At 59.4% G+C, this 18108-nt stretch carries 14 protein-coding genes; 4 read left to right on the forward strand and 10 right to left on the reverse strand.

Going from position 1 to position 18108, the window contains the following annotated elements; translation table 11 throughout:
- Positions 1–20: 20 nt before the first annotated feature.
- From AAEZ09_RS23845 to AAEZ09_RS23860, 4 genes are all read right to left on the reverse strand, one after another.
- On the reverse strand, positions 21–1352 hold the full coding sequence (locus tag AAEZ09_RS23845) for a carbohydrate porin (RefSeq protein ID WP_350601033.1): 1332 nt from the start codon (positions 1350–1352) through the stop codon (positions 21–23).
- 111 nt (positions 1353–1463) lie between these two features.
- Positions 1464–2912 carry an NADP-dependent succinate-semialdehyde dehydrogenase gene (gene gabD, locus AAEZ09_RS23850; RefSeq protein ID WP_045058460.1) on the reverse strand — a complete coding sequence of 483 codons (1449 nt, stop codon included), beginning with the start codon at positions 2910–2912 and terminating at the stop codon, positions 1464–1466.
- Positions 2909–4588 (reverse strand): flavin-containing monooxygenase, encoded by a 1680-nt coding sequence (locus AAEZ09_RS23855; protein ID WP_350601034.1) that lies wholly within the window; start codon positions 4586–4588, stop codon positions 2909–2911. Before AAEZ09_RS23855 ends, gabD begins: the two co-directional genes overlap by 4 nt.
- Positions 4589–4714: 126 nt before the next feature.
- Entirely contained in the window at positions 4715–5515 is an 801-nt protein-coding gene (locus tag AAEZ09_RS23860; RefSeq protein WP_045058462.1) for an SDR family NAD(P)-dependent oxidoreductase, read from the reverse strand.
- Between the two features lie 313 nt (positions 5516–5828).
- Here AAEZ09_RS23860 and AAEZ09_RS23865 point away from each other — a divergent pair, with 313 nt between their 5' ends.
- Positions 5829–7697: a sigma-54-dependent Fis family transcriptional regulator gene (locus AAEZ09_RS23865; protein ID WP_350601035.1), complete on the forward strand. Its 1869-nt coding sequence runs from the start codon at positions 5829–5831 to the stop codon at positions 7695–7697.
- Positions 7698–7739: 42 nt separating this feature from the next.
- On the opposite strand, the gene AAEZ09_RS23870 is transcribed toward AAEZ09_RS23865, so the two are convergent.
- Genes AAEZ09_RS23870 through AAEZ09_RS23895 form a run of 6 tightly spaced genes read right to left on the reverse strand, consistent with a single transcriptional unit; the run spans position 7740 to position 14319 of the window.
- Positions 7740–8684 carry an electron transfer flavoprotein subunit alpha/FixB family protein gene (locus AAEZ09_RS23870; RefSeq protein WP_350601036.1) on the reverse strand — a complete coding sequence of 315 codons (945 nt, stop codon included), beginning with the start codon at positions 8682–8684 and terminating at the stop codon, positions 7740–7742.
- 2 nt (positions 8685–8686) lie between these two features.
- Positions 8687–9451 carry an electron transfer flavoprotein subunit beta/FixA family protein gene (locus AAEZ09_RS23875; protein ID WP_350601037.1) on the reverse strand — a complete coding sequence of 255 codons (765 nt, stop codon included), beginning with the start codon at positions 9449–9451 and terminating at the stop codon, positions 8687–8689.
- A gap of 59 nt (positions 9452–9510) precedes the next feature.
- On the reverse strand, positions 9511–10749 hold the full coding sequence (locus AAEZ09_RS23880) for a CaiB/BaiF CoA transferase family protein (protein WP_350601038.1): 1239 nt from the start codon (positions 10747–10749) through the stop codon (positions 9511–9513).
- Between the two features lie 24 nt (positions 10750–10773).
- Positions 10774–11976 (reverse strand): 3-oxoadipyl-CoA thiolase, encoded by a 1203-nt coding sequence (locus tag AAEZ09_RS23885; protein WP_045058467.1) that lies wholly within the window; start codon positions 11974–11976, stop codon positions 10774–10776.
- Positions 11977–12000: 24 nt separating this feature from the next.
- The gene (locus AAEZ09_RS23890; protein WP_350601039.1) at positions 12001–13530 is read right to left on the reverse strand and encodes a 3-hydroxyacyl-CoA dehydrogenase; all 1530 of its coding nucleotides are present in this window, start codon (positions 13528–13530) and stop codon (positions 12001–12003) included.
- Positions 13531–13533: 3 nt separating this feature from the next.
- Entirely contained in the window at positions 13534–14319 is a 786-nt protein-coding gene (locus AAEZ09_RS23895) for an enoyl-CoA hydratase (RefSeq protein WP_045058469.1), read from the reverse strand.
- A 237-nt stretch (positions 14320–14556) separates the two neighbouring features.
- Between AAEZ09_RS23895 and AAEZ09_RS23900 the strand changes: the two genes are divergently transcribed.
- The 3 genes from AAEZ09_RS23900 to AAEZ09_RS23910 all read left to right on the forward strand — a co-directional run bounded on the left by AAEZ09_RS23900 (position 14557) and on the right by AAEZ09_RS23910 (position 17969).
- Positions 14557–15423 (forward strand): IclR family transcriptional regulator, encoded by an 867-nt coding sequence (locus AAEZ09_RS23900; RefSeq protein WP_045058470.1) that lies wholly within the window; start codon positions 14557–14559, stop codon positions 15421–15423.
- A 61-nt stretch (positions 15424–15484) separates the two neighbouring features.
- Positions 15485–16639 (forward strand): acyl-CoA dehydrogenase family protein, encoded by a 1155-nt coding sequence (locus AAEZ09_RS23905; RefSeq protein ID WP_045058471.1) that lies wholly within the window; start codon positions 15485–15487, stop codon positions 16637–16639.
- A gap of 55 nt (positions 16640–16694) precedes the next feature.
- Complete coding sequence (locus tag AAEZ09_RS23910; protein ID WP_350601040.1) at positions 16695–17969, forward strand: MFS transporter; 1275 nt, start codon at positions 16695–16697, stop codon at positions 17967–17969.
- The last annotated feature ends 139 nt before the right edge of the window (positions 17970–18108 follow it).

An 18108-nucleotide genomic window follows, 5' to 3' on the forward strand; every position in this document is an offset into this window, starting at 1 on the left:
GCTCACACATCTGCCCAGGCTCAGAAACTCGCCTGCAGCTTCACACCGGCGACCCAGGCATTGTCCACCTCGTAAACGCCACCTGGATTGCGCACGTACTGCACGTTCGGGCGCACGGTCAGCCAATCGGTGACGTGCACGCCGTAATTGAGTTCGATGTTGTATTCGCTGTGCTGCACGGGAACGTACTGCGGGTCGTTGTAGTCACCGATGCCGGTGCTGTCATTGATCAGGCGCTGGCGCTTAGTGACGTCGTCATTGACCTTGAGGCGGGCGATGCCCACGCCGAGGTCATCTTTGGGCCGCGCATCAAACGGGCCTTTGTAGACCGCGCCGATATTCTGGAAGCTTTCGATGCCACTGGTGGCCTTGTCGTGCACGGTCAAGCTGGCAAATACGCTCAGACCGCGTGAGGCATCGCCGTTATGGGCAGTGAGCTGCTGTTGGCCAATGATCCATGCGCCGTGTTTGCTGCTGTGCAACTTTGGCGCCTGCCCGGTCAACACCTGCGGGTTACCGTTGACGTCGTCGTACAGGTCGTTGGCGCTGGCACTGCTGTGGTAGTAACCCAGGCGGTATTCACCGGGTAAGGCTTCTTCGCCGAGGGTTGGCTTCCAGATAATCTCCACCGGTACCAACGCGCCTTTGGTACCACTGCCGCTGAGCTTGAAACCGTTGCCTGTCTCCAGATACGACGGATTCTGCTCATACACCCCGACCTGCACCGCCCAGTGTTCATCGAGGTTATAGCGCACACGCCCGCCCCACTGGCTCACCGGCCCGCTGTACCAGATATCGCCGGCGACGTTGCCGATGGGGGCACTGCAAAACGACAGACTTTGAAAGTCGCATGGGAAGCTGGCGAAGTCCTCGTTGACGCCCACGCGGCCGAATTTGAGGTCCAAGGCGCTGTTGAAAAATTTCTGGCGGTACCACATCTGGGTCAGGCGCCAGGTTTGTCCCCTGCCCCACACCTCCTGCACCGAGCTGAGTTGCGGTGCGCGGGGGTCAGAAACGCGATCGTTGGAGAGGTTGTTGCCATTGCGCTCCGTCACCAGCAGTTGGAACTCGGCCTCATTCCAGCCCAGTAATTTTTGCAGATCCAGGTGCGTGCCCAGTGCCCATTGCGCGGTGTAGCGCGCCGTGCGGTCATGGTTGTAGCCCCCGTGCACATTGGTGGCGGCTTCGCCGACATAACCGACGATCACGTCAACGCCCTGCTCCAGCAGCTCACTGCGTACCCCTCCCCAATCTCCGGTCCCCCATTTCGAGTAAGCGTCGTCGGCAGAGGCAGGCACAGCGATGCATGACAGGAGCCCGAGCCCCAGCGGCAATTTCCAAGCGATGTTCATGTCGATTTACCCTATTGTTTTTATGTTTACGACACAGCGTTGACCGGACCGCAGGGCAGCGCCCTTGCGGTCACTCAAGAAAGCAATCAGCTGAAAATGGGTCGATACAGATCAAATGCCGGCCAGGCACAGGTATTTGATCTCCAGGTAATCCTCCAGCCCGTATTTGGAGCCTTCCCGGCCGACACCCGACGCCTTGACCCCACCAAACGGTGCGGCTTCGGAACTGATAATCCCGGTGTTGACGCCAACGATGCCGTACTCCAGCGCCTCGCCCAAACGAAACACCCGGCTGAGGTTCGCGGTGTAGAAATACGCCGCCAGGCCGAACTCGGTGTCGTTGGCTTTAGCGATAACTTCGGCGTCATCGAAGAAGCGAAAGACCGGTGCAAGCGGACCGAAAGTTTCTTCCTTGGCGACACGAGCGGTGCCCGGCACATCCACCAAGATCGTGGGCTCAAAGAAATTGGCGCCCTGGGGGTGCGCACCACCGCCCTGGACAACCTTGGCCCCTTTAGCCAAAGCATCCTCGATATGCTCGCGCACCTTGGCGACGGCCTTGCCATCAATCAGCGGCCCAAGCGTGACGCCCTCGGTAAAACCATCGCCAATCTTCAGAGCAGCCACGGCTGAGGCAAGTTTGTCGACAAAGGCGTCATACACCTTGTCTTGCACATACAGTCGATTCGCGCAGACGCAGGTCTGCCCTGCATTGCGAAACTTCGACGCGAGTGCGCCTTCAACGGCAGCGTCCAGATCGGCATCGTCGAACACAATAAAGGGCGCGTTGCCGCCCAGTTCCAGAGAGACTTTCTTGATGTCGTGGGCACATTTTTCCATGATCTGGCGACCGATCTCAGTGGACCCCGTGAAGGAAATCTTGCGCACCACCGGGTTGCTGGTCAGCTCCTCGGCAATCTCTGCCGCTGCGCCCGTCACCACCGACAGCACCCCCTTGGGAATGCCCGCCTGTTCGGCGAGGTAAACCAGCGCCAATGCCGAGAACGGCGTCTGGGAGGCCGGCTTGATGACCATTGTGCAACCAGCGGCCAGCGCCGGACCGGCTTTGCGGGTGATCATTGCGCTGGGGAAATTCCACGGCGTGATGGCGGCGCACACGCCCACGGGCTGTTTGATGACCAGCAAGCGTTTGTCCGTTGCGCCCGGAATAATATCGCCGTAGACCCGCTTCGCCTCCTCCGCATACCACTCGATATAGGAGGCACCGAAGACGATTTCACCCAGCGCCTCAGGCAGCGGCTTGCCCTGTTCCAAGGTCATGATGTGAGCCAGGTCGCGCTGGTTTTCGATAATCAAGTCGTACCAACGCCGCAACGCATTGGCGCGGGCCTTGGCAGAAAGCTCACGCCACGCCGGCAGAGCGCGCTCGGCCGCTTCGATGGCGCGGCGGGTTTCAGCCTTGCCCATGCGCGGTACTTGGCCAATGGTGGCGCCCGTCGACGGGTTGTTCACCGTGATCGTGGCTTCGTTGTCTGCAGCCAGCCATTCACCGTCGATAAAGGCTCGATGACGCAAGAGTTCGGGGTTGTTCAAGCTCATTGCAGGTTCTCCGTTACGCGACGTTTGGGCGCCCCTTCGACACTCACGGCCTTGAACTTGAAGCCCCGGTAGTCATCGTTCTTGACCGCTGCCAATTGCTCGCTGAACGCGCCCAACCCCCCCATGTAGAAATACACCTTGTTGCTTTTACCGGGGATATTGGCGCCGAAGATCCATGAGTCAGTCTTGGCAAACAGCGTCTGATCGGCAATGTCCTGGCAGGTCTTGCCCCATTCCTGCTCGCTTTGCGCAGACGGTTCCACACAGGCCAACTCGTTCTGCTCCATGAAACCAATCAGATCGGAGACCCACTCCACTTCGGTTTCAATCGTCGGTGGAAGGTTGGTAAACGGACCGTTAGGCCCCAGGATCATGAACATATTCGGGAATTTGGCGGTGGCCACCGACAAGTAGCTGGACGGTCCGTCCGCCCAGTGATCCTTCATCAAGACGTTATCGCGGCCGCGAATATCGATGCGTTTGTAGTTACCGTCCACGGCGTCAAAACCGGTGGCAAACACCAGCACATCAAGCTCGTGCTCTATGCCATCGGCCGTCCGAATGCCCTTGGCGGTAATTTCTTCGATCGGGTTGGCCTTGACGTCAACCAGAGACACATTGGGACGATTGAAGGTCGCGTAGTAACCGCTGTCGCACAGCGGGCGCTTGGCGTAGAGATCGCGGGGCATCAACTTGCGGGCGATTTCCGGATCCTTGACGATCTCGGCGATTTTCTCGCGAACGAAATTTTGCGCCTCGATATTGGCCTCTTCACTGGTGGCGATATCGTTGAAGGTTTGGAACATATAGCGGAAGCCGCCACCGCCATCCCAGGCGCGCTGGAAGATGGCTTTGCGTTCAGCTGCGTCCACACTCATGGTCGGAATGTCGCTTTCGGGGAAGCCGAATGCCAGGCGCGAGGACCGCACCTCCTGCCAGATGGCGTCGTAGTTACGTTTGATATCGTCGACGTATTCGCGACTGACCGGACCGTTGCCCACCGGCACGGTGTACTGGGCAGAGCGTTGGAAAACGGTCAGGTAGCCAACGGTCGGTGCGATCGCGGTGATGACCTGGCAACCTGTCGAACCCGTACCGATCACACCTACGCGCTTGCCTTCCAGTACGGCATCGGCCGGCCAGTTGGCGGTGTGATACATGCTCCCCTTGAACTGATCTAGGCCTTTGATCTTGGGCACATTCGTTGCGGACAACAGGCCTAGCGCCGTCACCAGGTATTTGGCGCTGTATTGACGACCGTCATCGGCCGTGACCAGCCAGCGGCTGCTCTGCTCGTCGAACACGGCGGCAGTGATGCCTGTCTCAAGCTGGATATCGCGCCGCAGATCGTGGCGATCCACGGCGTGGTTCAGGTAGGACAGTATCTGCGGCTGGGTCAGGTAGCGCGTGGTGATGTCCCACGCCTGGCACAGCTCACGGTCCCAGGAGAAGCAATAGACAAACGATTCACTGTCGGATAAGGCGCCGGGGTAGCGGTTCCAGAACCAGGTACCGCCGATACCACCGGCCTTGTCGAAGGCGCGCACCTTCAAGCCTAATTCATCACGCAATTTCTTGAGCATGTAGATGCCGCCGAAACCTGCACCGATCACGATGGCGTCGTAGTTGATAACGTCGGTGCCAACGGAACGTTTGGCCAGAACTGCAGTTGTCATTATGTTCTCCTGTTTCGATCAGTGCGCCTGCAGGCTTCACTCAACAACAAAGCTGCAGGCAAGCCGTATCCGCTCCCCTGAATAAGGATTCAGCGGACATAAACCTGCTAAGTGAGCGGGGATCAGTTAGAGCGAGAAGCCGCCATCAACAGCGATCGCCTGCCCGGTAACGTGGGGAGCGCACGCCAGGTAAACCGCCAATTGGCCCATGTCTTCCACGGTTTGCGCTTCCCCCTGAGGGAGCAGGCTGGACTGATGCCGCTCCCAGGATTGCACTTCGGTTTCGCCGGGTTGCGCCCAACGCGCAGAAAGCCCCTCATCACCGCGCCACATTCCGGTGCCCACCACACCGGGGCAGAGGGCGTTAACCGTGATGCCTTCGCGGGCAACTTCCTTGGCGAAGGCATTGGTAAAACCAATCACGGCGAATTTGGAGGCGCTGTAGTGAGAGAGGTCCGGGAAACCGACTTTGCCGGCAATTGAGGCAAGGTTGATGATGCGGCCGAAGTTATGCTCACGCATCAGCTTGAGTTCGGCTTGGCAGCAGAGGAATACGCCACGGGCGTTGATATTCATGATGCGGTCCCACTCGCTGACGGCCAGTTCATCGACCCGACCGAGGCTGACCACGCCCGCGTTGTTGACCGCCACATCCAGGCGACCAAATTGCGCCCTGACCTGCTCAATCAAACTGACGACACTCTCGGGTTTGCTGACATCAACTTGCAGGGCCACAGCCCGACGACCCAGGGCCTGGACCAAGGCGGCAGCCTCTTGCGCGATGCCCAGGTCGTAATCGGCCAGCACCAGTTCTGCACCGGCCCGGGCCAGGCTCAGCGCAATACCCTGGCCAATGCCACGGCCAGCGCCGGTCACCAGGGCAACCTTGCCGTTCAGGGAGAAATTCACAGCGTTGAATTCGCTCATGTATTGCCTCTGTCGTTATTGTTGTTGAGATGCGACCGTTCGACGCGGCCTGCTGAGACTGACAGAGCAAGTCGGGTGCCAACCTCTTGCTGTCGGGCCATAAAGCCCGGAATAGAGCGCTAGACGCATGATGGATCGGCGCTGCCCGACCGGCCGCCGCAAGACATAACCGCTCGTGTCTCCCGCGAGGCGCTGCGAATACTGAGCGGTTATGTCTCACCGGCACCGGCCGACTGATTCAGCTTGAAGGGATTGGCCAAGCCGCCTTTAATGGCCATCAACAGAAAAATAAGATCCAACCTTCGGAGGTACCATGTCCTCTGGTTTTTCGAAGACTCATGTGGAACACGTGAGTCGCGTACTGCGCACTGCCCAGAATGCCCCGACCCTGCCGGTGCCCAACGCCATCCTCGATTCCTGGCGTCGCTCGGTGCAGCATTACAAGCTCGACCCTGGGTCCCTGCAGGGGCCAAGGGTGCTGGAGGCTCACCAGATCAATGAGCACCGCCAGCGTGTCGACGACTTCCTGCATCTGGCAGGTGATGAAATGTCACGGCTTCACAGCCGCGTACGCGACGCCGATTACTGCGTGATGCTCACCGATACGCTGGGATGTACCGTCGACTACCGGATCGACTCAGCCTTGCGCGGCGAGTACCGGCGCTCCGGCATGGACGTCGGCACGTGCTGGTCGGAGAAGGAAGAAGGCACGACAGCGGTCAGCGCGGTGTTAATCGACAAGCTGCCGGTCACCGTGCACAAACTCGATCATTTCCGTGCAGCGTTTATCGGCAATACCTGCTCTGCGGCGCCGATATTTTCACCTGGCGGCGAGATCCTGGCGGTATTGGACGTTTCTTCAGTGCGTGCTCCCGATGACCGGCGCAGTCAGCATTTGATTCGGCAAATGGTCATTCAAAGTGCTACCGAACTCGAAAACGCGTACTTCATGTACAGCACCCAAGACCTATGGGTACTAAGGGCACACCCTATGCCCGGTTATGTCGACAGCCAACCGCAATGCCTGTTCGCCTGGGACCGGGATGGCCGCATAGAGGCGCTCAACCCCGCTGCGCGGCGCCTGCTGCTACAGCGTTGTGGCCGAATCCCCGCACATATCGACGAAGCCTTTGCCTCAGCAAAGCTGCCCGCCGCTGGGGACGACAACATCCACTTTCTGCCGTCGATGGGGTTGCACGTACGCCTCAAGGCGCCCCGCCGCCCCGTCAGTCTCCCACTGGCCGGCAACCCGGCATCAGCGCTGGACCCCAAGGTTGCGCAGGCGCTGGAGCTGGCGGTACGTGTCAAGGATCGCGGTTTGCCCGTGCTGATCCATGGTGAGACCGGTGCGGGCAAAGAGTTTTTTGCCCTGCAACTGCATGCCGCCAGCAAACGTCGAGACAAGCCCTTTGTCGCAGTGAACTGTGCAGCGATTCCCGAGAGCCTGATAGAGAGTGAGTTGTTCGGTTATGCCGCTGGCGCCTTTACCGGCGCTTCGACCAAAGGCATGCGAGGTCTGTTGCAGCAGGCTGACGGCGGCACGTTGTTTCTCGATGAAATCGGCGACATGCCCCTGGCCCTGCAAACCCGCCTGTTACGAGTACTCAGCGAAGGTGAAGTGGCCCCCCTGGGTGGTGCACGCACCCAGGCCATCGATATTCAGGTGGTGTGTGCCAGCCACCGCGATATCGCCACGCTGGTTGAAGCTGGCAGCTTTCGTGAAGACCTGTTTTTCCGCCTGAGCGGCGCACGCTTCGATATTCCGCCGCTACGCGAACGCAAAGACAAACTGGCGTTGATCAACAGACTCCTGGACGATGAGTGCGAGCGCTCGGGCGAGCGTGTTGAACTGAGCGAGTCTGCGCTGGAAATGCTCTTGAATTACAGCTGGCCGGGCAACATGCGCCAACTGCATCACGTGCTGCGATACGCCTGTGCTGTGTGTAAAAGCCAGGTGATCGGCGCGGATGATCTGCCAGCGACGCTCGGCGCGAGTGCGCCGGTAAAAGGCCAGGATACGGCCAGCGGCAGCCCGGAACGCCAGGCGTTGATCGACACGCTTGTGCGCAACCGCTGGAAACCCCTGTTGGCCGCGCGCGAACTGGGGGTCTCCCGTGCAACGCTGTACCGCAAAGTGAACGCGCATGGCATCAAAATGCCCGGCAAGGGCTCGTACGATTGAGTCTGTGCCAGGCGAGCTTTTCGCTCGCCTGGCGTGCGGTGCTTACAGAGCCTGCTGCAGCTCAGGGATGGCTTCGAACAAGTCCGCCACCAGGCCGTAATCGGCCACCTGGAAGATCGGCGCTTCTTCGTCCTTGTTGATCGCGACGATCACCTTGGAGTCTTTCATGCCGGCCAGGTGCTGGATCGCGCCGGAGATACCGACGGCGATGTACAGCTGTGGCGCAACGATCTTGCCGGTCTGACCGACCTGCATGTCGTTAGGGACAAAACCTGCGTCGACCGCGGCGCGGGAAGCACCCACGGCAGCGCCCAGCTTGTCGGCCAGGGCGTACAGGTGTTTGAAGTTGTCGCCGTTCTGCATGCCACGGCCGCCGGAAACGACGATCTTGGCAGCGGTCAATTCCGGACGATCCGATTTGGCCAGCTCTTCGCCAACGAAGCTGGAAAGTCCAGCATCGTGAGCAGCAGCAACGGCTTCAACGGCAGCCGAACCACCGGTCGTAGCTGCTGGGTCGAAGCCGGTCGCACGAACAGTGATCACTTTCACCGACGCGTTCGACTGAACGGTGGCAATGGCGTTACCGGCGTAGATCGGGCGCTTGAAAGTGTCAGCGCTTTCTACCGAGATGATCTCGGAGATCTGGTCAACGTCCAGCGCAGCAGCAACACGTGGCAGGATGTTTTTGCCGTTGGAAGTGGCGGCAGCCAGGATGTGGCTGTAGCTCCTGCCACCTGCTTCTTGAACAAGAGCAGCAATCAGAGGCGCAACATTTTCCGGCAACTGATGCGCATAGGCGGCGTTGTCGGCCACCAGCACTTTAGCCACGCCAGCGATTTTCGCAGCGGCTTCAGCCACGGCGCCAGCGCCAAGGCCGGCAACCAGAACGTGGATGTCGCCACCGATTTTGGCAGCGGCAGCTACGGTATTCAGGGTGGCCGGGGCCACTACCTTGTTGTCGTGTTCAGCGATTACCAAGATAGTCATAATCAGATTACCTTCGCTTCGTTTTTCAGTTTCTCGACCAGTTCAGCCACCGACTTGACCTTGATACCCGCGCTGCGTGCAGCAGGCGCTTCGACTTTCACGGTTTTGTTGGTGGAGGCGGTGGAAACGCCCAAAGCATCCGGAGTCAGCACTTCGAGAGGCTTCTTCTTGGCTTTCATGATGTTTGGCAGGGACGCATAACGCGGCTCGTTCAAACGCAGGTCGGTGGTGACGATGGCCGGCAGTTTCAGGGAAACCGTCTGCGCGCCGCCGTCGATTTCGCGGGTCACGGCAACGCTGTCGCCGCTGATTTCCACTTTCGACGCAAACGTGCCCTGCCCATAACCGCTCAATGCCGCGAGCATCTGGCCAGTCTGGTTATTGTCGCTGTCGATCGCTTGTTTGCCGAGGATCACCAGTTCAGGCTGTTCCTTGTCCACAATCGCTTTCAACAGCTTGGCAACGGCCAGGGACGTCAGATCTTCAGCGGACTCCACCAGGATGGCGCGGTCGGAACCCAGCGCCAGCGCAGTACGCAGCTGCTCTTGAGCAGTGGTTGGGCCGATGGAAACCACGACGATTTCAGTCGCCACGCGCCCTTCTTTTATAGAGAGCTCTTTCAGGCGTACGGCTTCTTCCACTGCGATTTCGCAGAATGGATTCATCGACATCTTGACGTTGGCGAGGTCGACGCCGGAATTGTCCGCCTTGACGCGAACTTTCACGTTGTAGTCGACCACCCGCTTGATGGCTACCAGAACTTTCATGGATAACTCCATAGCAACATAGTGAACCCGATACGCCACCGGCATACCGGGAAAAAAGATCAGCGCTCGCCCAGTTGCTCGATCACACCGCTGGCCTTCAACTGCGCCAGACGCTCGTCGTCCAGCCCCAGCTGACGCTTGAGCACTTCATCCGTATGCTCGCCCAGCATCGGCGCCGGACGCAGGTATTCCACGGGTGTGCCCGACATCTTGATCGGGCTGCCGACCGTCACGAAGTCTGCCTTGAGCGGGTGTGGAATGGTCACCAGCATGTTGCGCGCCTTGACCTGAGGTTCATCCAGGGCCTGGGCAATGCTGTTGATCGCACCGATGGGCACACCACGCGGATGGACTCGGTCAATCCACTCCTGTGCCCGACCGTCCAGGAAGTGCCGTGACAAGATCTCGATGATCGCTTCGCGATTGGCCACACGGTCGGCGTTACGGGTAAATCGAGGGTCTGCCGGCAGGTGGCCCAGGCCAATGGCGTCGCACAGCGCGACAAACTGCGAGTCGTTGCCGCAGGCAATGATGAAGTCCTGGTCGCTGGCACGGAACACCTGATACGGCACGATATTGGCGTGAGCATTGCCATAACGCCCCGGCGGTTTGCCCGAGGCCAGGTAGTTCTGGCTCTGATTGCACAAAGTTGCGACCTGCACGTCCAGCAGCGCCATATCGATGTGCTGCCCTGCACCGGTTTTTTCCCGGCTGAGCAGCGCCGCCTGGATGGCAACCGTGGAATAGAGGCCGGTCATCAGGTCGGAAAAAGCCACGCCAACCTTCTGCGGACCGCCACCGGGTAAATCATCGCGCTCGCCGGTAATGCTCATCAGCCCGCCGATGCCCTGCACGATGAAGTCGTAACCAGGTTCGGCCGCACGCGGGCCGGTCTGCCCGAATCCTGTGACGGAGCAGTACACCAGCCGAGGGTTCAACTGCGACAACGAGGCGTAATCCAATCCGTACTTGGCCAGCGAGCCAGCCTTGTAGTTTTCGATCAGCACATCACAGTCGGTCGCCAGTGCACGCACCAACTCCTGCCCTTGCGGGCTAGCCAGGTTCAGCGCTACCGATAACTTGCCGCGATTGGTCGATTGGTAATACGACGCTTCAGAGGTCAACCCTTCGCTCTGGCCTTTCATCCAGGGCGGGCCCCAACCACGGGTATCGTCGCCCACGCCCGGCCGTTCGACCTTGATCACTTCTGCGCCCAGATCGGCCAGTGTCTGCCCGCACCAGGGGCCGGCAAGCACACGGCTCAAGTCGAGTACGCGGTATCCAGTCAAAGCACCCATGTCATTTCACCTTTGCTTGAGCGGTTACACACGCTCGATCACCATCGCCAGCCCTTGGCCGACACCGATACACAGACTCACCACGGCATAGCGCTTACCGCTGCGTTGCAACGTGCGCGCCGCAGTGAGGGCCAGACGCGCACCGGAGGCGCCCAAGGGGTGGCCCACCGCAATCGCGCCGCCATTGGGGTTGACGCGAGGGTCGTCGAACGCCACGCCGAGCCCTTTGAGGCAACCCAAAACCTGGCTGGCAAATGCTTCGTTGATTTCGATGATGTCCATGTCCGCCAACGTCAGGCCTGCCCGCGCCAGCGCTCTATTGATTGCCTCCACAGGCCCCACACCCATGATGCGAGGTGCGATACCTGCAACTGCGCTCGACAGGATGCGCACCATGGGCACCAGACCATGGTGTTCGCCTGCCGCACGCGAGCCGATCAATAGCGCGGCAGCGCCGTCGTTGACACCGGATGCATTGCCGGCGGTGACCACCCCGCCCTCGTGCAGAGGTCGCAGCCGGCTCAACGCCGCGAGGTCAGATTGCGGGCGCGGGTGTTCGTCGTGTTCCACAAGGTTGGGCGGTGTTTTACGGCCAGTGGGCACGCTGACGGCCAGAATTTCATCGTCAAAGAAACCGCTTTCCCGCGCGGCTTCGTAATTGGCTTGCGAGCGGGCCGCAAAAACGTCGGCCTGTTCACGGTCGATGCCGTATTCCTGCGCCACGTTGTCGCCAGTCTGCGGCATGGTGTCATTACCAAACTCCGCCAAGATTTTGGGGTTTGGAAAACGCGCGCCGATGGTGCTGTCGTACACCGTAAAATCCCGACTGTAGGCAGCCTCGGCTTTGGCCATGACGAAGGGTGCGCGCGACATGCTCTCCACCCCACCGGCCACATACAATTCACCTTCCTGGCAAGTGACTGCGCGCGCGGCATCAATCACGGCTGCCAGCCCGCTGGCGCACAATCGGTTGACCGTCTGCCCAGGCACAGTAACGGGCATCCCGGCAAGCAGTGCCGCGTGACGCGCAATATTGCGACTGTCCTCACCGGCCTGATTGGTATTGCCGAGAATGACGTCCTCGATAGCTTCGCCAGGGATGGCGTTGCGCGCGAGCAGTTCCCGAATCACGTGGGCCGCAAGGTCGTCAGGCCGTACTGGCGCGAGGGCGCCCGCATGGCGACCGAAAGGCGTACGTAACCCCGCAAAAATATAAGCATCAAGCATGGCAGTTTCCTAAGCGTTGATAGATCAGGTCAGTGTCGGTTCTGGATGGCACAGCGATAAGCCCAGGGCCGCACGACGGCGCAGCCAGGGGCCAGGCCGATAACGCGGGTCCCCGGTCAGTTCGGTCATGCGTTCGAGGATGGTCAGCAAGCGCTGCGCGCCGACACTGTCGCCCCAGGCCAGCGGGCCCTGCGGGTAACCCAACCCACGACGCACGCCTTCATTAAGGTCTTCGACGCTGGCTATGCGTTGTTGGACGATATCGCCCGCCAGGTTGACGATCATCGCCAGCACCCGCTGAGCGACGAAGCCGACACTGTCATTGATCACGCTGACGCCCACACCGTCGCGAGACAGCAGCGCATGAGCCGCTTGGCGCATATCGATGCCGGTTGCCGGTGTGAGCATGAGTGTGCGGTAGCGCGTGCAATCGAGCAGCGGGTCAATACAGATCGTGCGCGTCGGGTCTACGCCAAAACGCTGCGCTGCGCGTGTCGCGTCCACGCCATAGGGCGCCAGTAGGCAAAGCGCAGCGTCGGAAGGCGTGCTGCCCTGCTCCACCTGGGCGCCCAGTCGCCCCAACAGCGCGCTGAGGCTGGTACGGTCAGCATCATTCTCGGTACCCAACCACACAGGCGGCATAGACTCCACAACAGGCACGGGCTGGGGTTGCGGAACATCGACCATTTGGCCGTTGGCATAGCGGTAAAAACCACGCCCCACCTTACGCCCTACATAGCCAGCCTCAAGCATTTGGCGGGTCAGCGCAGCGGGCCGATAACGGGGTTCCTGGTAGAACTGGTTATAAATAGACTCGATCACTGGGTGGGAGACATCCAGCGCGGTGAGGTCGAACAGCTCCAGGGGGCCCATGCGGAAACCCAGGCCTTCGCGCAGAATGCGATCAATCTCGGCGGGCTCGGCGACGCCTTCCTTGAGTATCTGCAAGGCTTCAGTGCTGTAAGCGCGACCCGCGTGGTTGATGATGAAGCCAGGGGTGTCTTTGGCGCGGATCCCTCGGTGCCCCATCCGCGCGGCCAATGCCTGCAGGCTGTCACCGACGCGAGGATCACTGGCCAGGCCATCAATGACCTCCACCACTTTCATCAGCGGCACCGGATTGAAAAAGTGAAACCCTGCCACACGTTCAGGCTTGCGGCACTCGCGTGCGATGCTGGTGACCGACAGCGAAGAGGTATTGGTAGCAAGAATACAGTCGTCGCCAACGACGCCCTCAAGCTCGGCGAGCAAGGCTTGCTTGGCATCGAGGCGCTCAATGATGGCTTCCACCACTACGTCAACGTCGCTGAGATCACTCAATGCGCTGGCAACACGCACACGCTCAAGGGTTGCGTGGGCGTCACTGGCCGCAATTTTGCCTTTGGCCACCAACTTGTCCAGGGTCTGTTGGAGGTTTTCGCGAGCGGCCTGCGCGGCACCTTCACGGTTATCGAACAGCATGACCTCAACGCCGGCCTGTGCCGCAATCTGGGCAATGCCCGTGCCCATGACACCCACGCCCACGACAGCCATCCGTTTGATTTCACGTGTCATGGGTCATTCTCCAGTAAAGGTTGCTTGGCGTTTTTCAAGGAACGCAGTGGCGCCTTCCTTTTGATCCCTGGAATCAAACAGCAACTGAAATGCCTTGCGCTCCAAGGCCAATGCGCTCTCCAGAGGCAGGTCGGCACCGAGCAGCATGACTTCTTTGATCTGTGCGACGGCCAGAGGCGGCAACGCGGCTATTTGCGCGGCCAGTTCAAGGGATCGGGGCAGAGTGAGCTCATCACTGACCACTTCGCTGACCATGCCCATCGCAAGTGCTTCGGGGGCAGGCACCAGGCATCCGGTCAACGCTATTCGCATGGCCTGGAATTTGCCGACTGCGCGGATCAGCCGTTGAGTGCCGCCAGCTCCAGGCATCAGGCCAAGCTTGACTTCGGGTTGACCGAAGCGCGCCGATTGACCGGCAACAATGATGTCGCAGTGCATCGCCAGTTCGCAGCCGCCGCCCAGCGCAAACCCATTCACGGCAGCGATGATCGGTTTGGGGCAGCGAGCGATAGCGTCCCACAAGCGTTCCGTGTGACGAAGATACATCTCGACAGGGCTGGCCTGGGCAAACTCGCGGATGTCGGCGCCGGCAACGAAGCACTGCTCGCCGCCCGTGAGGACGATTGAACGCACGCGGTCATCTGCAGCCAAGGCGCGAAAGATATCGGCCAGTTGCTCACGGACGGCGCTGTTAAGGGCGTTCTTGACTTCGGGCCGCTCAATGCGCACGACTGCGACTGCATTGTCTTGTATGTGCAGATGCACGACGTGCTCTGGGTGGGAGTTCATATCGACCTCTTATTATTGTTTCGACAGGCGAAACTGGATTCCGTATTTACCATCAATCATAGGTATCCTTACGAAGTCCTGTAAACAGAAAAAGCTTAACCCTGCGTAAAGCCCAGTATTTACTGGTCTTTACCGACATAAAACATGTCTATTGGTTTTTAGAACGCTAGCGCATATAATTTCGCCTAGCGAAACTACATTTTATTTTCTTGCATTTATTTAAATTGAGGTTCTACCATGGCTCGCATCAAGGCAGATCAACAGGCCGCCGACACGAAAAGCGGAGCGGACGAAATCGGGTTACTTAAGATGGGCATGCTCGACCCCACCAGCGCGTTGAGCGATGACGAAAACAGCGGTCAGTTCGTAACGGCGCTGGCACGCGGGCTGGAGTTGATGCGGTGCTTTACCCCACGCGACAACGTGTTGGGCAATCAGGATCTGGCACGTCTGACCGGCCTGCCCAAACCGACCGTTACGCGATTGACCAACACGCTGATGCGTCTGGGTTGCCTTAAACGTGAAGTGCATTCGGGCAAGTATCAGCTGGATGTCGGGGTGCTGGGTTTTGGCTACGCCATGCTGTCGAACCTGGCGATTCGCACGGTGGCTCATCCGTTGATGGAAGAGCTGGCCAATCATGCGCAGGCGGCGGTCGCCATGGCTTCCCGTGATCGCCTGCAGATGGTGTACCTGGATGTGGTTCAGGGTCAGGGCAACATGACCATGCGCCGCCAGACCGGCAGTTACTTGCCACTGGCACAGAGCTCGGTAGGCCGCGCTTGCCTGGCGGCAATGCCCGAGACCGAGCGAGAGTTTTTGCTCGACCATATCCGCCAGCGTGAATCGGAGCAGTGGCCAACCATTCGCAAGGGATTGGACCGGGCCTTCAGGGATTACGCCGACTATGGCTTTTGCCTGTCGATCGGCGAGTGGCATCGCGACGTGAACTCCGTAGCGGTACCGCTGCTGCATCCGCAGTACGGGTTGCTGACCTTCAACTGCGGCGGACCGAGTTTTCAACTGCCGCGTGAACGACTGATGGACGATATCGGGCCGCGCCTGATCAACATGGTTAACAACATTGGCGCCGCTGCTCGCTGACGCAACGGAGTAACGGCGCCCTGATAAAAGAACCGCTCGCCCCCGAGCGTTAGGAGCGCACATGATCCGTGATACCGAAACCCTGCAGATTCTGTTGGATTCACTTCGCCAATTTGTCGGCGAGGTGCTGATTCCTCGCGAAAATGAGGTGGCTGACACCGACTCGATCCCCCAGGACATCGTCGAACAGATGCAGGCCATGGGGCTGTTCGGTCTCACGCTGCCGGAAGAGTTCGGCGGACTGGGCGTCACGATGGAAGAAGAGGTGAATATCGCCTTTGAATTAGGGCGCACATCCCCGGCGTTTCGATCCTACATCGGCACCAACAACGGCATTGGCTCCATCGGTATTCTCCTGGATGGCACCGCCGAGCAGAAACAGCATTACCTGCCCAAGCTTGCCAGCGGCGAGTTGCTCAGCTCTTTCTGCCTGACTGAACCCGATGCCGGCTCTGATGCCGCCTCGCTCAAGACCAGCGCCGTGCGCGATGGCGACAGCTACATCCTCAATGGCACCAAGCGTTTCATCACCAACGCCCCACACGCCGGCATCTATACCGTGATGGCGCGTACAAGCAACGAAATTAAAGGTGCTGGCGGTATCAGCGCGTTTATCGTCGAACGCGGTACACCCGGTGTGTCCTTGGGCAAACCCGACCACAAGATGGGCCACAAAGGCGCCCACACCTGTGACGTCATCTTTGAAAACGCTCGCGTGCCAACCAGCCAATTGATCGGCGGCCTCGAAGGCGTGGGTTTCAAAACCGCCATGAAAGTCCTCGACAAGGGCCGCCTGCACATTGCGGCTTTGAGTGTGGGGGCGGCTGAGCGGATGCTCGACGATGCCCTGCGCTATGCGCTGGAACGCAAACAATTTGGTAAACCTATCGCTGAGTTCCAGCTGATCCAGGCAATGCTGGCCGACAGCAAAGCGGAAATCTACGCGAGCCGCTGTATGGTCCTGGATGCTGCCCGCAAACGCGACGATGGCCACAATGTGAGCACCGAAGCCTCGTGCGCCAAGATGTTTTCTACGGAAATGTGCGGGCGCGTTGCCGATCGCTGTGTGCAGATCCATGGCGGCGCCGGCTATGTCAGCGAATACGCCATAGAGCGCTTCTACCGAGATGTGCGCCTGTTCCGCATTTATGAAGGCACCACCCAGATCCAGCAGATTGTAATTGCGCGAAACATGATTCGAGACGCTCAAGGCTGAGGCAAACGCCCTTTCCTGCTCCAGTTCTACCCCATAAATACAATAAGGTAACTCTATGGACGCTGCTGCTCAGGCAAGCGCGACGGCGCACGCCAAGTCCAGTACTTGGGTACTGGTCTTTATTTTTTGTTTTCTCGGCTTGTTAATCGACGGCGCCGATTTGATGTTGCTGTCTTACAGCCTCAATAGTCTGAAGGCTGAGTTTGGCCTCACCAACGTAGAGGCCGGAAGCCTGGGCAGTTTCACCTTGGCCGGGATGGCGATCGGCGGAATCTACGGTGGCTGGGCGTGTGACAGATTCGGCCGGGTGAAAACCGTGGTCTGGAGTATTTTGCTGTTCTCCGTCGGCACAGCCGCCCTGGGCCTGACGCAAACCTACTGGCAGTTCGCAACTATCCGGTTCCTGGCTTCATTAGGAATCGGCGCGTTGTATGTGGCGTGCAATACCCTGATGTCCGAGTACGTCCCTACCCGTTATCGCACCACCGTGCTTGGCACCCTCCAGGCCGGTTGGTCTGTGGGCTACATTGTCGCGACCTTGCTGGCTGGCTGGATCTTGCCGGTCCATGGCTGGCGCTGGCTTTTCTATATCGCGATTATCCCGGTGATCCTTGCTCTGGTGATGCAACGTTTCGTACCGGAACCACAGGCCTGGATCAACGCCCAGGCCGAGCGAGCCAAAGAAAAACTCGCGGGAATCCGTCAGGGATCAGTGGTGAAACGTGACAGCATGTACAAGCAGATTTTCAGCGATCCCCAGGCGCGCCGGATGTTTTTGTGCTGGGCGCTGACTGCCGGTTTCCTACAGTTCGGCTACTACGGAGTGAACAACTGGCTGCCAACCTACCTGGAGAGTGAGCTGGGCATGAACCTCAAGTCCATGACCGGCTACATGGTGGGCACTTACACCGCCATGATCCTCGGCAAAATTCTCGCTGGCATGGCTGCAGACCGCGTGGGACGTAGAAGCGTATTCGCCTTTGGCGCACTGGGAACGGCAGTGTTTCTGCCGGTGATCGTGCTGTTCCAGAGCCAGGAAAACATACTCTGGATGCTGGTGGTGTTCGGCTTTTTGTACGGTATTCCCTACGGCGTGAACGCCACGTACATGACCGAAAGCTTCGAAGCCAAATTTCGTGGATCTGCCGTGGGTGGGGCCTACAATATTGGGCGTCTGGGTGCAGCGATTGCTCCGGCTGCTATCGGGTTCCTCGCCTCTCATGGCTCGATCGGTGTGGGTTTTCTGGTCATGGGCGCTGCCTACTTTATCTGCGGCGTGATTCCGGCGCTGTTTATCAGGGACAAGCAGTTCGACCCGCAAAAGCAGTAGCGCTTGTAAGCCCTGGAGGTCTGGTAGTGCGGCTAATGAGACAAGGTTGTCCCGTGGTACCCGAATCGAGTAGGAGGCGGATTTACATCCGCCGTCCTCTCACACCACCGTACGTACGGATCCGTATACGGCGGTTCAA

This window comes from Pseudomonas sp. 65/3-MNA-CIBAN-0223 (assembly GCF_040310425.1).
In the GTDB taxonomy this organism is placed as follows: Bacteria; Pseudomonadota; Gammaproteobacteria; order Pseudomonadales; family Pseudomonadaceae; genus Aquipseudomonas; species Aquipseudomonas gregormendelii.

What these genes read in the sequence shown, in the direction of transcription:
- AAEZ09_RS23845 (WP_350601033.1), bottom strand. Translation starts at nt 1,352, where the DNA reads ATGAACATCGCTTGGAAATTGCCGCTGGGGCTCGGGCTCCTGTCATGC.
- gabD (WP_045058460.1), bottom strand. Translation starts at nt 2,912, where the DNA reads ATGAGCTTGAACAACCCCGAACTCTTGCGTCATCGAGCCTTTATCGAC.
- AAEZ09_RS23855 (WP_350601034.1), bottom strand. Translation starts at nt 4,588, where the DNA reads ATGACAACTGCAGTTCTGGCCAAACGTTCCGTTGGCACCGACGTTATC.
- AAEZ09_RS23860 (WP_045058462.1), bottom strand. Translation starts at nt 5,515, where the DNA reads ATGAGCGAATTCAACGCTGTGAATTTCTCCCTGAACGGCAAGGTTGCC.
- AAEZ09_RS23865 (WP_350601035.1), top strand. Translation starts at nt 5,829, where the DNA reads ATGTCCTCTGGTTTTTCGAAGACTCATGTGGAACACGTGAGTCGCGTA.
- AAEZ09_RS23870 (WP_350601036.1), bottom strand. Translation starts at nt 8,684, where the DNA reads ATGACTATCTTGGTAATCGCTGAACACGACAACAAGGTAGTGGCCCCG.
- AAEZ09_RS23875 (WP_350601037.1), bottom strand. Translation starts at nt 9,451, where the DNA reads ATGAAAGTTCTGGTAGCCATCAAGCGGGTGGTCGACTACAACGTGAAA.
- AAEZ09_RS23880 (WP_350601038.1), bottom strand. Translation starts at nt 10,749, where the DNA reads ATGGGTGCTTTGACTGGATACCGCGTACTCGACTTGAGCCGTGTGCTT.
- AAEZ09_RS23885 (WP_045058467.1), bottom strand. Translation starts at nt 11,976, where the DNA reads ATGCTTGATGCTTATATTTTTGCGGGGTTACGTACGCCTTTCGGTCGC.
- AAEZ09_RS23890 (WP_350601039.1), bottom strand. Translation starts at nt 13,530, where the DNA reads ATGACACGTGAAATCAAACGGATGGCTGTCGTGGGCGTGGGTGTCATG.
- AAEZ09_RS23895 (WP_045058469.1), bottom strand. Translation starts at nt 14,319, where the DNA reads ATGAACTCCCACCCAGAGCACGTCGTGCATCTGCACATACAAGACAAT.
- AAEZ09_RS23900 (WP_045058470.1), top strand. Translation starts at nt 14,557, where the DNA reads ATGGCTCGCATCAAGGCAGATCAACAGGCCGCCGACACGAAAAGCGGA.
- AAEZ09_RS23905 (WP_045058471.1), top strand. Translation starts at nt 15,485, where the DNA reads ATGATCCGTGATACCGAAACCCTGCAGATTCTGTTGGATTCACTTCGC.
- AAEZ09_RS23910 (WP_350601040.1), top strand. Translation starts at nt 16,695, where the DNA reads ATGGACGCTGCTGCTCAGGCAAGCGCGACGGCGCACGCCAAGTCCAGT.